Raw genomic sequence first — 14,637 nt, forward strand, 5'->3', positions numbered from 1 at the left:
CCTCTTATTACTCTCGCTCAATTTCAGTTTTCCAACTGTTTTTCAGCACGCGTTCAAAACGCCCATAAATATTTTCAGCTAAACATTCAAATGCGGTTCCACATGCTAGTGGATCGCCATCTTCGTCAACATCAATCACCGCGGAGGTACATTCAGTTCCTAAACACACAACAGGAGTTGTGATATCTTCAATAAGAATTTTTGTTTCCGGGGCAATACCAGTTTGCTGCAATTGCGCATACCTGTCTTCATTAGAGAACTCATCATCATAATTTAAGTCAGTCACTGCATTAGCATTGACCAAATTAACCAGATAGGCGCGGCTATTACCGGTTGGAGGCGCACAGGAACTATCGCTGGCGGTGGCTGGTAGGTAGGTTGTAAAAAACAACTTGTAGTCAATGATCAAAGGGGAGGCCAACACCTTTTCTCCACCGCTTCCTAAGGTCAAATACCAGCCATGTTTACTCGCAAATTCCGATGTAGCAATTTCCTTGGTCGTTTCATCACTTGCGGTCAACGAATGTGCGGTCGCATCGTATAAATCAGAAATAAGATATGGCGAAGCAGGTAGGGTGTAATTACCATCTTCATCAAGGGTAAAGACACCTTCATCCTTGATCATATAAAAATGATCTTGAATAACACTGTTCAGCGGTTTAGCACGATAGCCTGACCCAAGGGCTACCGCATAATAGTGATCATTGCCGAGGTTAATCTCTGAGACATCTGGGCCATAAAAGAAACGTCTATTATCTTCAGCTGTGTCACCGCCAAATTTAGCCATTACCGCACCAGTAACCAGCTCACTAACCCCACTACCATTATGAATATCTAATCTAAATAGCTGGCCACCCATATCGGCAACATACATGTGATCAGCGATACCATCCCCTTCTCTATCAATCACTGAGACTCTAGCAGGGATGCTGTACTGCATATCTGTTAACACCAAATCTGCATCAGAATTACTGGCACTCCACAATAAACTTCCTGTATCTGCATCGACCATATAAACAGCGTTACCGACTGAATCAGCGCTACGTAGTTCTTTATCGTCTTGGGAGTCATCGTAACCACCAGCAAAAATTAGTACATCTTTTGTTGTTGAACCTATTTTAACTTTTGTCACTGTAGGTCTTGACCAGCTTTGTCCTAATTTTTCAAAGCCTGTACTGCCACCACGGATTTCGAATTTTAAAAGTGGTGATGTTTTATTCGTAATATCAAAGGCATAATAATTTCTGCCGCCTCTTCGCATACCAACATAAAGATAGATATCATTATCGGTAGTACGCAAGACCATATCGCCGTCTAAACCGTATATATGATTGTAAGAGGAACCGTCTTTATATAAATCATACTGGTTAGAAAGCAATTCTTTGGGCATAATTGCAAAATTTTCACTGCCAGAAGTTGGGTCGAAAGAGTGCAATAAACCGTGATTAGTCGCCACTAAAATTGCACTATCGGTATCAGAGTAATTAACAATAATAGGCTGAGAATGAATCGGGTCTCCCATGGCTAAGCGAACATCCGTAAAATCTCCATCACCATCTTCATCCCTGACATCGACGCCTCTCACCCATTTAAGAATATCACTGCGTAGTACCCCTGAGTCGGGTAAAGCTGATATTGCCAGGTCGCTTTCAGTAATACTGGTATTACTTTCATGTAATTGATTTGCATCCACGGCAATAGCGCCACTGCCCTCGAAGGCGTATATGTTGCGGGTCAGATTCATTCTGCTGGCGGCACCACCTTCTCTAACATCATTGCCATCAGCCAATACAGACCAGTAGCTATGGGCATTTTCAGAAAAGAACCCAGTGCCTTCATCTACCGCTTCTAAACCATTTTGATCTAAGACTTGATCGCCATCTATACGATAGCGCTTTAAATTTCCTGGCCAAATTGCCCCTTCGGAGGGCTTAAATAAGGCAAAGTAAAGTTCATCATTGTGGGTTAATCGATTTAACTGGTTCACGGCAACCCCTGGAGACACGAACGTAGTATTCACATCTTTAACGGTTTTCAAAATGGATGAAAATGCGGTGACCAGATCTGCGGAATTATCAGCTTCATAAAACCCCCCTCCTCCATTGATGGCGAGCTGATTTAAAAAAGCACTGGCACTGCTGCTAGTTGCAAAGCCGATGGTGTGAGTGATGATCCGCGTATCAATGGCTGAGTCGCCCAAATCGCCGATGTTTTCCACTAAATCAACACCGCATTTTTCCCCTCCACTACCGGTACAGTTCTTACCCAACAACGCCTGAATTTTCGATACACTGTGGTTATAGTTAGCTTCACCATCAGATAATAGAACAATATGATTATTTGTCTGGCATTGCTGATCTTGTATAGGCGTATCATAGACCGCGCCAGAAGGTATGTACTCACTAACACAGTAGCTAGAACTTAAATTATCCTCAGTACAGCCATACGGGAGCACAGAGTTATCACCAATGTAAGATAATCGATGACTGACTCTGGTACTTTTTCGCACAGAGGAAGACACAGAACTTGGGCCACGTTGTAAACCGTAGTCCACGGCTCGCCCACCATAATAATTCGTCGCCTCTAATAGGGTATCAACAATAGGTGTGTAACCGTTTGCTGTTAATTCATCCACTTTACCGATTAAATGCTCCCTGACCGTTGAAGTCGCTCCTGGAGTTGATAACCCTTGATACTCCACCACTAATATCGGAGCGGCCGAAGGCTTCCCTTTGTATGCATAAGCACCTCTATTACCTGTGATATCAGACACCACAAAAGACATATCATTACCCGACTCCCAATCTCCTCGGTCGACTAACTCTTGAACAATTGAAGACAAATCAGGAGTTTCGTAAGTATAGTTTTTATACCAGCTAGGAATGCTTCCCCATGTCACCGATGCGGACGTTTTTGGATCGTCTCTGAGTCTATATCGTGAATAGTATTTAAAATTTCCAGGATCAGCTTGGTTAATCCCTCTGATGACAAAAGATGCACCGCTGCCAGTGCGATTTTGATAAGCCGTAAATCGAATATAAGCGTTTGTGATAACAGCATTTTGTGGCAAAGCTAGGCTTCTAAATCGCATGCCAACATAGGCATTGTAAGATGGATTAAAGGTTAACTCCGTTCCTGTAGATTCATAGCCGTTGGTGCGCTCTTCAGCATTATCATCATTCGAAGCAACTTGGTACGTACTGTTGCCTTTTACACATCCAGCTGCCGAAGAACTATCGTAGGCAACAACGAGTTGCACACCTGAACCCGAACCATCTTCGAAAGATTCAACTTTGCGGTTACTGGAACTATCAACACTTGTCCCTTCAATGATAATGTTCAAGTCATTTTGACCACACCAACTGGATTGATCAATCACTTCTTGTAACACATTGGTTATATCTGGCGAGGGAATGGTTTCCCCCGCTAATGGCCAACTATTATCGCTGCTCCACTCAACCTCGTTGGCAGTAAGAGTACGGTCAGAGATATCGTAATTAGTATCACTGAATTCAGTCGCATCGGACACCAATTCTGCCCGTATATTGAAGGTGGTGGCTGAGGTATTTAACTGGGCAGAAGTAAAGCGCAGATAAGCGCTAGTAATAGTCGCGCCTTGGGGTATATTCAACTCTTGAAAACGAAAGCCGCTGGTAACTACTTCGGTTCCATAGGAAAGTCGTACATCAGAGCTAGTCAGGTTTACGCTGCCCGAAATTTCGTGAGCATCATCATTCCCACCAACAATAGTTTTAGTCAACACAGGTAATACACTAGAATCTATCTGACTTACCGGATACAGCACAGGGCCACCATAATCCGAGAAGCGCATTAGACCAGCATTGATATTAGTAACCGAACCTAAGGTCTCTTTTAACGCATTTTGTACCCGCAACATGCGCGTTTCACCCGTACCGTCTTTAGAGTCCATACTGCCGGATGTATCCATGATAAATAAAACATTTGGATAATATTCAACGGCGGCATCAGAGCTGCCAAGGTAAATTTCTAGATCATCAGCAAAGGCTGAGAACACTATCATGCAGGAAAATAGACAAGCTAAACCGGTATGCAGCGTTTTTTGAATAGACATAAATACAACCTCGCTATTGTGACGCCGGCGCAAAAACCGATGCACTTAACGTGTTAGCTACAGCAAACTTGGATCCTTCCATTCTTCCGCAACCTTTAATAATAAAAACATGACAATTAATGTTACTTCCACCTATCACATTACTGGATCCTAAACATGCGCGTTCTGCAATAAAAGCGGTTCTAGACCAACTGCTAATCGCTGGATTATCATCGTAAAGCCCTTCAGCTACGTGGACAGTATTGGTTGATAATCCATTAGCGGCAGTAACGGCACGGTTGGTCCAGTCTTCATCATTGAAACAACTCATATCATCATTCACTAGGTCCACAGCATCCCCCATTCTGGCTTGGGATAAGGGATCGAGCTTGTCGGGATCAGAAAGCAATACTTCGTCTTCGGATTCAAATACAACACCTGCAATTGCAGATTCAGCAGCATCAAAAGCCAGTGATTGCTTTTCCATTGATACCGCCATTTTATTTTGCATTAAACTACTGGATACTGAAGCCACACCAAGAACGGTTAAACTCATTAGCACCAATAGTGCAAACACCATGACTAAACCTTGTTGTTTCATACTTTTCTACTTCGCATCAAATTCTTCGCATTTCGTAACGTGATTGTGGTTTCAAATAATTTAAATAAGCGTTTATCTGTGGGTGAAATTGCTGTTTCATTCAATAATTTGAAGCTTGGGGTTGAGTTTAATGGTACTTCCGCGTCCCCTTTAAGCAATACAGCTATACGAATTGCGACGACCTGCCCATTATTCGCTAATATTCCAGGCAATTGGTCGGCTGTCACATAGCTAACGGGTCGACCAGAGTTATCTCCCGTTAATAAATTATTGGTGTAGCCATATTGAACTTGAAAATTTTCAACTTCGTCCAGGATAACCGTTGCCGAATGCCCATCGTGTCCTACAGCAACTCGTTGACCACGTAACACGCGTCCATCAAAGCCTCTGCATTTAAGGGTTCTTCCATCCACAAAATACTCATTGACGACGAAAAATTCCTCGCCATCAGCGTAACCTAACTTATAACCCCGACAGTCCGTTTGCGCCTGGAGTGCTATTGCTACCGTATCATTAGCACCATCCACTCCTTGCGCTGATCCTACGTCAGCAAAGGCAGTAAAGTCGCCAGGTAAAATAACCGGATGATTAGTGACGAATGCACTTTCTAAGACCACATCTTGATCGGTATTTAACGCGGGATCTAACACATCATATAAACCCGCCATCAAAAATTCGTTGCGCAATCGCGTGATAATGAAACGACCGCTTTCTTGGGTAGATGACAATGAGCGATTGAGCCTTTCCGTTAAACTGTTGCTCACTAAAACTTGAATGATCCCTGCGGTGATGAGTAACCCCAGGGTCAACGTAATCATAATTTCAACTAAACTAAAGCCACCTTGAAAACGATTGAATGGTTTCATAACAACACATCCAACTTGACGCAATCGCGCGGCTCATCTTCGCTTAAACACTCTTCGTTTAAGGTACGATCAATATTTTTCCAATTTTCTATTGGCCAGGATAAAACAATACTCACCCTGGAACCTGTGCTGCAGAGTTCGCCGTCAACTGCATTGTTATCGTCGCAACTTACACTAAGGGTAACCGTTGGATTGGATGAAACTGCCGAACAAGAAACTTCATATCCATCATAAACAGCAAATTCAGCAGCGCTACATTGACCACCAGCACAATCTGGAATGTCAGCAGGTTTCGATAAACAAAAACAATTGTACTCTGATGCAGTAGAAGCACATGCAAGGTTATCAAAGTTATAAATATCATTATCAAAGTATTTTTCGTCAACGACCAATCCATCGCCAATTAATGACATCCGTGCGCTCGCACGAAGACGCTCGCTTAGTTGTTGTGCAACCATCACCGATTGCGAACGATTTAATGCGTCTGAGTTTGAAAACGAGCTAATAAACTGTAAGGAAGCAACTCCTAATATGCCAATTGACAGTATAAATAGCGTCACTAACACTTCAATCATTCCGACGCCATATTGACGCAGAGATCCGTGTTGATACGTTTTGCTATAGATCACACTCATTCTTCAATTCTCATATTTCGTGTCGTTTTGAGCTATTTTAAGTAACTAATCTCGTTAGTTAACCTGCTTCCTACGGAAAGGCTTTATTGATGGTAGTAAATTTAGCTTAGTTAAGACAGGTTTTGGTTATCTGATGTAGGGCTTAGGTATGAAAATAAGGTGGTTACCCAAAAATAAAGGTAATAGTTAGTTTTCAAGTTACTTGTAACTTAAATAAAATTATTTGCTAAAACAGAGGGTTGCGTTAAAGGTGCTAGCAAGTATAGCAAGGTCGAGACTTGTTTTATTATGCATTCCCATACTTAAAGACTAACGATGATGAATAGAAAAAGACAAATCACCCGCCAAATCAGAGACAGCGGGTGATGTACAGCTATTATAATTGACGCACTCTGAGCTCTTTAGGCACAGCAAACTCGATATTTTCTTCTCGACCTGGACGCTCGTGTGCTTTGCTTGCCCCCCAACTCAATAGCTTATCAATAACTTCTTTAACCAAAACCTCTGGCGCTGATGCTCCTGCGGTTACGCCAATATTTTTTGCGCCATTGAGCCATTCTTTTTGAATACACTCTGCGCTGTCGATTAAATGGGCTTGGGCGCCAATTTTTTCCGCTAACTCGCGAAGGCGGTTTGAGTTGGAACTATTTTGCGCTCCCACAACGAGTAAAACGTCACAGTCAGCTGAAAGCTCTCTCACCGCATCTTGACGATTTTGCGTGGCATAACAAATATCATCCTTACGGGGACCTTCAATGGCTGGAAACTTTTCGCGTAGGGCATCGATAACATCCGCGGTATCATCAACTGACAGTGTAGTTTGGCTGCAATAATATAATTTTTGCGGATTTTTTACCGGCACATTGGCAACATCGTCCACTGACTCCACCAGATAAATGCCACCAGCGTCGTTATTATACTGCCCCATAGTACCTTCTACTTCAGGATGTCCTTGGTGACCGATTAAAATGCATTCCGTTCCCTTTTTACTCGCACGCATTACTTCCATGTGTACCTTGGTCACTAACGGACAAGTAGCGTCAAACACCTTCAAGCCACGGCTATCAGCTTCATTACGCACTGCTTGTGACACACCATGGGCAGAAAATATTACGATACTATCATCAGGAACTTCACTTAGCTCATCAACGAATTTCGCACCTCGTTGTTTTAAACCGTCAACCACAAATTTGTTATGAACCACTTCATGACGCACATAAATTGGCGGAGCAAACATTTCCAACGCTCTTTCAACAATCGTAATAGCGCGGTCAACACCGGCACAGAAACCTCTTGGATTGGCTAAATGAATCTGCATAAATTACTCGCTTAGCTTACGCTAAGGATCTCCACATCAAAAATGACTGTTTGACCGGCCAAGGGGTGATTAAAATCGACGGTGACAGAATCTCCAGCCACATCTCGAATAATCCCTGGAATTTCACTGCCATCAGGCTGACTAAAAGCAATTATAGCGCCGACTTCAATGGGAGTCTCTGCAGAAAATCGGGACTTATCCATATGATGAATATTATCAGGATTAGGCATACCAAAGGCTTCGTCTGCTTGTAAGGTAAATGCTTTCTTATCACCTTCTTTCAAACCCAATAGACAAGATTCAAAATTCGCGGTTAAACTACCATCCCCCATTTGCAATTTAGCGGGTTTATTATTCACTCTAGTACTATCTGCAGCTGAGCCGTCAGATAATTTAAGATCAAAGTGCATTAACACCTCACTGGATTGATTAATTTCCAGCATTATCTGTTTCTCCATCTTTTTCTTTATTTTTAAACATATCAATAATCAATAAGAACGCACCTAAACAGATGGCACTATCCGCGACATTAAATACCGGCCACTCATATTGTTGATAATAAAGGTGTAAAAAGTCGATGACGTAACCATACACAATACGATCATAAACGTTGCCAATTGCGCCGCCTAAAATTAGACAAAAAGCCACAGGCAACATAACTTGAGGTTTTTTAGCGCCTTTTAGCCATCGTAAAATCACCACACTAACTGCTAGCGCAATAGCCGTGAACATCCATCGTTGCCATCCACTCGCGTCATTTAAGAAACTAAATGCGGCACCGTAGTTGCGAGTATGGGTCAAATTAAAAAAAGATGTAATTTGAATTGATTGATATAACTCCATGCCTGCCAGCACGGCATGTTTGCTCCACTGATCTAACACCACAGTCAACACAGCAAGCCATAAAAAGCGTAAACCGGTTTGCGAGATTGAATTAAGCATATTGCCTCGACTCACCGGAACCTTCGACATTGTCTATGCAGCGATGGCACAATTCAGGATGATTCTCATCACTGCCTACATCTTCACGATGATGCCAACAGCGCACACATTTAGCATCCCCAGACTTGACAATGTCTAACCAAAGTTCAGGAATGTCCGTACTAATGGCGTCGTCCGGCTTAGTGCTCACTTCGACAACTTTCGCAGTAGAGGTTATCAAGACAAAGCGCAATTCGTCTTGTAACTGTAACAGTTTATCGGCTAACTCTTTGCTGGCATACAGGGTTACCTGAGCTTCCAGAGAGGCACCTAATTTTCCATCTTTACGTTGTTGCTCCAACGCTCGGTTAACTTGTTCTTTAACAGCAAGTACTTGCAACCAAAATTCATTATCGAATTTACCAGAGGTAGATTGCTTCGGTAATTCATCATACCAAGTACCTGTAAACACAAACTCATCACGTTTGCCTGGCATTTGCTGCCAAAGTTCTTGTGCAGTAAAACTGGTAATAGGTGCCATCCAGCGCACTAGGGCTTCAACAATCCGATATAAGGCTGTTTGACAAGAACGTCTAGCGTGACCGTCAGCCTTAGCTGTGTACTGGCGATCTTTAATGATATCAAGATAAAAACTACCTAGCTCAATGGAGCAAAACTGCATCATTTTCTGACTAACGACCAATAAATCATATTTTTCGTAAGCTTGAATAATGTCCTTTTGAATTTCTGCAGCACGTCCTACAGCCCATTTATCCAGTTCAACTAACTCTTCGAAAGGCACCAAGTCGGTTTCTGGATTAAAGCCGTTTAGATTCGCTAAGAGGAATCTGGCGGTATTACGGATACGGCGATAAGAATCAGCAGAGCGTTTCAGTATCTCGTCCGAAACGGCTATTTCACTTCGATAATCAGTAGATGCTACCCACAGACGCAAAATATCGGCACCTAATTTGTTGATCACTTCTTGAGGAGCAACGGTATTACCAATAGACTTTGACATCTTTTTGCCTTCACCGTCTACGGTGAAGCCATGGGTTAATACTTGCTTATACGGCGCATGCCCTTTTTCGGCCACACTGGTCATCAATGATGACATAAACCATCCACGGTGTTGATCTGAACCTTCAAGATATAAGTCGGCAGAAGCGGGAATATCATCACGACTATCCACCACAAAATGGTGAGTGACCCCGGAGTCAAACCACACATCTAGGGTATCTGGAACTTTTACAAATTCACTTGCGTCATCCCCCAAAAATGCTTGTGTGTCTATATCCCACCACGCCTGAATACCACTTTGTTCGACTAATTTAGCGACTTTTTCCAATAGTTCGTCGGTATTTGGATGTAAATCACCGGTATCTTTATGCACAAATAAAGCAATAGGCACGCCCCAAGTACGTTGGCGAGAAATACACCAATCAGGACGACCTTCCACCATACTTTCTATTCTGTTTTGTCCCCACTCAGGGATCCATTGGGTCTTAGCAATTTCATCTAACGACTGTTGGCGTAAACCATTTTTGTCCATGCTAATAAACCACTGGGGAGTAGCACGGAAAATGATAGGTGTTTTATGACGCCAGCAATGGGGATAACTATGAGTATAAGCATGGTGATGAACAAGGGCTTTGCGCTCAACCAACACGTCAACAATGTGCGAATTGGCTTTTAAAACATGCTCACCTTCGAACAACTCAGTACCCGGTAAATACACACCATTTGCACCGACCGGGTTGGCGACTTCTAGGCCGTACTTAGCACCCACATTAAAATCGTCAACACCGTGCCCCGGCGCAGTATGGACACAACCTGTACCTGACTCGGTAGTGACGTGGTCACCTAAAATCACAGGAACGGTGAAGTCGTAGAAAGGATGCCAAATTTGTTGATTTTCTAATGCGTCACCATGGCAGTAGCCAAGTGCGTGATAATGTTCAAAACCAAATCGATCCATGCAAGCGCTAACCAAGTCAGAGGCGATCACTAACCTTTCTGGGTTATCCCCTTCAACTTGCACTAACGTATATTCAAGTTGTGGGCTCACACATACCGCACGGTTCGCGGGTAAGGTCCAAGGCGTTGTGGTCCAGATAACCACAGATACTGGCCCTTCTCCCACATGATTTTCAGGATGCTTGAAGGCTTCCGCAATAGCTGTTTGATCTTTTGCACTAAAGCGCACATCTATAGATGGTGATTGCTTATCTTGGTACTCAACTTCAGCTTCAGCTAATGCTGAACCACAATCCGTACACCAGTGAACCGGTTTAAAGCCTTTTTCCAAATGTCCCGAACGAACTATCCCGCCTAATGCACGAATAATGTCGGCTTCAGAGGTGAAATCCATGGTTTTATAAGGTTTATCCCATTCACCTAAGACACCTAAACGGATAAAATCACTTTTTTGTCCAGCAATTTGACGCTCAGCGTATTCACGGCATTTTTGTCTAAACTGCGCTGCAGTAACTTTTTTACCAGGTTTGCCAACTTTTTTCTCTACCTGAAGTTCAATAGGCAGTCCATGACAATCCCACCCTGGTACATATGGCGCATCAAAATCAGATAAAGTTTTAGATTTAACAATAATATCTTTAAGAATTTTATTAACCGCATGACCTATATGAATATCCCCATTCGCATAGGGAGGGCCATCGTGCAAAACAAAAGGTGTTTTACCTTTTTTAGCATCGCGAATAGCGTGATAAAGTTTTTTCTGAGTCCACTGCTTCAGCATTTGCGGTTCCCGGTTCGCCAAGTTTCCGCGCATGGGAAATTCGGTTTCGGGTAAATTCAACGTATGTTTATAATCGCTCATTAAGGCTAAAATCCAATTCTTAAATCTATTTTAATCAGCGCACAAAAGCTCGCGAGCTATCTGTGCATCAAACTCTATTTGTTTTTTCAGTAGTTCGAATGACTCGAACTTAATTTCGTCTCTTAATTTTTTAATAAACTCTACTTGAATCAGTTGTCCATAAATTTGCTTATTAAAGTCAAACATATGCACTTCAAGTTGAGAACGCTCGCCGTTGACCGTTGGACGCGTGCCGACATTAGCGACACCATTAAAATAGCCACCAGCAAACCTTACTTTCACAGCAAAAACACCTTGGATAGGTGTTTGACATCGCTTCAATAAAACGTTTGCAGTGGGAAAACCTATGGTTCGTCCACGTTTTGCGCCATGCACCACTTTTCCAGCAATAGCAAAAGGTCGACCTAACATCGCTTCAGCTTCTGCAATATCTCCATTGACTAAAGCAGTGCGTATTTCAGTTGAGCTAATGCGACAATCTTTGCGTAAAAAACTTCGCGTACTGACGACTTTATAACCGTATTCGTCGGCGTTCTGTTGTAACAACTCGAAATCACCCTGCCGTCCTTGACCGAAACGAAAATCATCACCCACTACGAGAAACTTAATACCTAGTTTTTCAATGAGGAGATGTTTAATAAAGTAATTTGCGCTCTGACTTGCAAACTCGCGGTCAAACTTAATACATAACAAACGATCCACACCGATCAACCTAAGTTGTTCGAACTTGTCTCGCAATCTACTAAGCCGAGCAGGCGCATCTTCAGGGCTAAAGACTTCCTCTGGCTGAGGCTCGAATACCATGACAGTGGATGGTAGCCCAAGCGTTTTGGCCTGAAGAACCAAATTTCGCAAAACTGCTTGGTGGCCTAAATGGACACCATCAAATTTGCCTATTGTTAACACGCATCCTTTGTGCTTCTCGCGGATGTTGTGTAAACCTCGGATCAATTCCACTGCTTTCCTCAATTCAAAAAACTAAATTTTCACTTCGTTCAAAGGCGGGAATTATAACGAACTGTGCACGTAAAGAAAGCCTATAGGTGTTATATACTAGCAAAAGTAAGTATTAGTCGATAAAACTCACAAAAATCCGCAAATTTAGTGGTATGAAATCTGACAATTGTGTCACTTAATGGTTCTATCGAACTTTGTGAGTACCAACAAAACTACTCACTCTGACCCCCACCAAAAGTAACGTTACAACAAATGAAAAGAATCCGGATAATATTAACTTAGCTAACTCGAGTGCTTTGGATAAAGTATCCATGCTTCGCCAAACAGCGATATCAGAATTGAAATGCTTTATGACTAACACCATGACTACGCAACCGATTAGAACTTTAAGCAAGAATACTAAGGTATTAGCGGTAATTTGAAACACCCCTAAACGGTGTAACTGCACGTATAATAAGGTTGCATTCATCGTTGCCGACATTGCCGTTGCAATCGCTAGCCCAACATAGCCATAGGGGATGGCCAAGGCAATATTAAAAAATATGTTGGCTACCATACAATAGATGCCGAAGCGTACTGGCGTTTTCAAATCTTGACGAGAGTAGAAACCAGGTGCCAATACTTTTACCAACATAAAGCTCAACAATCCCGTTGAATAAGCCATTAGACTGTAAGAAGCCATAGTTGCATCTTCGGATGTAAAAGCTCCTCCGTAAAAAATGGTCAACAACATAGGTTCAGCTAATACGAACAAGCCCGCTGCGGCCGGTGCGCCCAGTAGACACACGACTTTGATTCCCCACTCCATACTATTGCTAAACGATTGTCGGTCTTTACTCACATATTGCTTGGACAAGGTGGGCAAAATGACGGTTGCGATAGCAATACCAAAAAGTCCTAGAGGAAACTCTAACAATCGGTCAGAGTAATATAACCAACTCACCGAACCGGTCATTAAAGTGGTGGCGATCATTGTATCGATAAGTAAATTAATTTGGCTAACCGAGACGCCAAACAAAGCGGGAATCATCAACATTCTTACTTTGCGAACTTTAGGATCCGACCAAGCCCATTGAGGTTTAACTAATACACCAGCTCGATACAAAAATGGAATTTGAAACATAAGTTGCATCAATCCACCGATGAACACTCCCCATGCTAAAGCAAACTCAGGGTTGTCAAAGTAAGGAGATAGATATAAGGCACAACTGATAATGGCAACATTGAGTAAAACCGGTGTAAACGCAGCAACGGCAAATTTATTAAGGGTATTTAAAATAGCCCCGGATAAGCCCGTTAAAGAAACAAAGAATAAGTAAGGAAAGGTGATTTTTAACATCAACGCAAAGGGTTCGAATTTATCCCCATGAGGACCATCGTTGATATAATCTACAAACCAACCTGCGCCAAAAATCGCGGCAACAACGGGCGAACCTAGTACCCCTAAAATCGTCACTATAGTAACTATTACACCCAAAGTACCTGACACTTTTGCAATAAATAGTCTTAAGTGTGCCTCATCCCCCTCACCCTTTACTTCCGACAACACAGGAATAAATGCTTGCGCAAAGGCCCCTTCGGCAAACAGTCTACGTAAAAAGTTAGGGATTTTATTGGCAACAAGAAACACGTCTGCTGCTGCGCCTGCACCAAGCATGTTGGCAACCACAACATCGCGAATTAGACCAAGTATCCGAGATAAAAAGGTCATGAACGAGACAATAACACCGGATTTAAGCAGTTTTTTTGACAAAAGTGATTCCTTTACACCGTATCCGGTAAAAACTCTGGGGGTAATCTAAAATGGGTGATGATATTATGCGTGATAAAGGTGAACTGAGTCTACACTCAGCCTTTAATCCTCGGGAAATTAGCTTACTTGTTGTAAATATCGATTATTCCGTCAAAACTGTTTGACAAAGCCTTAGCAAATAGGCACAATCTGCGCCCTTGAATTTTGACTAGATTTTTTTCGGGAGTTTCAAATTGGCTAACATTAAGTCTGCTAAGAAACGCGCAATCCAAGCTGAGAAACGTCGCCAGCATAATGCTAGCCGTCGTTCAATGGTTCGTACTTACCTTAAGAAAGTAATCGCTGCCATTGCTGCTGGTGATAAAGAAGCTGCTACAGCTGCTTACACTACAGCTACTCCTTTGCTTGACCGTATGGCAACCAAAGGTTTGATCCACAAAAACAAAGCTGCTCGTCATAAGAGCCGCCTTGCTTCACAGATCAAAGCTCTATAATTACGCGTTTTAAGTAATACATTAGAAAAAGCGCTTATGGCGCTTTTTTTATGCCTGTTTTTCTACTCATTGTGCTGTACTCATATAGCTATACTTATCGAATTGTAACTATCACTTACCTCAATATTGCTCAATCTGTCATCATTTATTCAAATAAACGTCACTATTCTGTCAATCCCTT

Annotated in this window: 11 protein-coding genes; 1 reads left to right on the forward strand and 10 read right to left on the reverse strand. The window is 42.4% G+C overall.

Going from position 1 to position 14,637, the window contains the following annotated elements:
• Positions 1-7: 7 nt before the first annotated feature.
• The 10 genes from Q4574_RS12090 to murJ all read right to left on the reverse strand — a co-directional run bounded on the left by Q4574_RS12090 (position 8) and on the right by murJ (position 13,962).
• The gene (locus Q4574_RS12090) at positions 8-4,093 is read right to left on the reverse strand and encodes a PilC/PilY family type IV pilus protein (protein WP_303474402.1); all 4,086 of its coding nucleotides are present in this window, start codon (positions 4,091-4,093) and stop codon (positions 8-10) included.
• A gap of 13 nt (positions 4,094-4,106) precedes the next feature.
• Entirely contained in the window at positions 4,107-4,673 is a 567-nt protein-coding gene (locus Q4574_RS12095) for a PilX N-terminal domain-containing pilus assembly protein (protein ID WP_303474403.1), read from the reverse strand.
• On the reverse strand, positions 4,670-5,539 hold the full coding sequence (locus Q4574_RS12100) for a PilW family protein (protein ID WP_303474404.1): 870 nt from the start codon (positions 5,537-5,539) through the stop codon (positions 4,670-4,672). The genes Q4574_RS12095 and Q4574_RS12100 overlap by 4 nt, the downstream gene beginning before the upstream one ends.
• Positions 5,536-6,174 carry a type IV pilus modification protein PilV gene (gene pilV, locus Q4574_RS12105; protein ID WP_303474405.1) on the reverse strand — a complete coding sequence of 213 codons (639 nt, stop codon included), beginning with the start codon at positions 6,172-6,174 and terminating at the stop codon, positions 5,536-5,538. The genes Q4574_RS12100 and pilV overlap by 4 nt, the downstream gene beginning before the upstream one ends.
• A gap of 376 nt (positions 6,175-6,550) precedes the next feature.
• A complete protein-coding gene (gene ispH / locus Q4574_RS12110; protein WP_303474406.1) occupies positions 6,551-7,492 on the reverse strand; it encodes a 4-hydroxy-3-methylbut-2-enyl diphosphate reductase in 942 nt (313 codons plus the stop codon).
• Positions 7,493-7,503: 11 nt separating this feature from the next.
• Positions 7,504-7,935: an FKBP-type peptidyl-prolyl cis-trans isomerase gene (gene fkpB / locus Q4574_RS12115; protein WP_216049974.1), complete on the reverse strand. Its 432-nt coding sequence runs from the start codon at positions 7,933-7,935 to the stop codon at positions 7,504-7,506.
• Positions 7,922-8,434: a signal peptidase II gene (gene lspA / locus Q4574_RS12120; protein WP_303474407.1), complete on the reverse strand. Its 513-nt coding sequence runs from the start codon at positions 8,432-8,434 to the stop codon at positions 7,922-7,924. The genes fkpB and lspA overlap by 14 nt, the downstream gene beginning before the upstream one ends.
• Entirely contained in the window at positions 8,427-11,252 is a 2,826-nt protein-coding gene (gene ileS, locus Q4574_RS12125; RefSeq protein WP_303474408.1) for an isoleucine--tRNA ligase, read from the reverse strand. Before ileS ends, lspA begins: the two co-directional genes overlap by 8 nt.
• A 30-nt stretch (positions 11,253-11,282) precedes the next feature.
• Complete coding sequence (gene ribF / locus Q4574_RS12130) at positions 11,283-12,209, reverse strand: bifunctional riboflavin kinase/FAD synthetase (RefSeq protein WP_303474409.1); 927 nt, start codon at positions 12,207-12,209, stop codon at positions 11,283-11,285.
• A gap of 184 nt (positions 12,210-12,393) precedes the next feature.
• Positions 12,394-13,962: a murein biosynthesis integral membrane protein MurJ gene (murJ, locus tag Q4574_RS12135; protein WP_303474410.1), complete on the reverse strand. Its 1,569-nt coding sequence runs from the start codon at positions 13,960-13,962 to the stop codon at positions 12,394-12,396.
• 233 nt (positions 13,963-14,195) lie between these two features.
• Here murJ and rpsT point away from each other — a divergent pair, with 233 nt between their 5' ends.
• Entirely contained in the window at positions 14,196-14,456 is a 261-nt protein-coding gene (rpsT, locus tag Q4574_RS12140) for a 30S ribosomal protein S20 (RefSeq protein WP_303474411.1), read from the forward strand.
• The last annotated feature ends 181 nt before the right edge of the window (positions 14,457-14,637 follow it).

It is taken from the genome of Aliiglaciecola sp. 3_MG-2023 (genome assembly GCF_030548205.1).
Taxonomy (GTDB): domain Bacteria; phylum Pseudomonadota; class Gammaproteobacteria; order Enterobacterales; family Alteromonadaceae; genus Aliiglaciecola.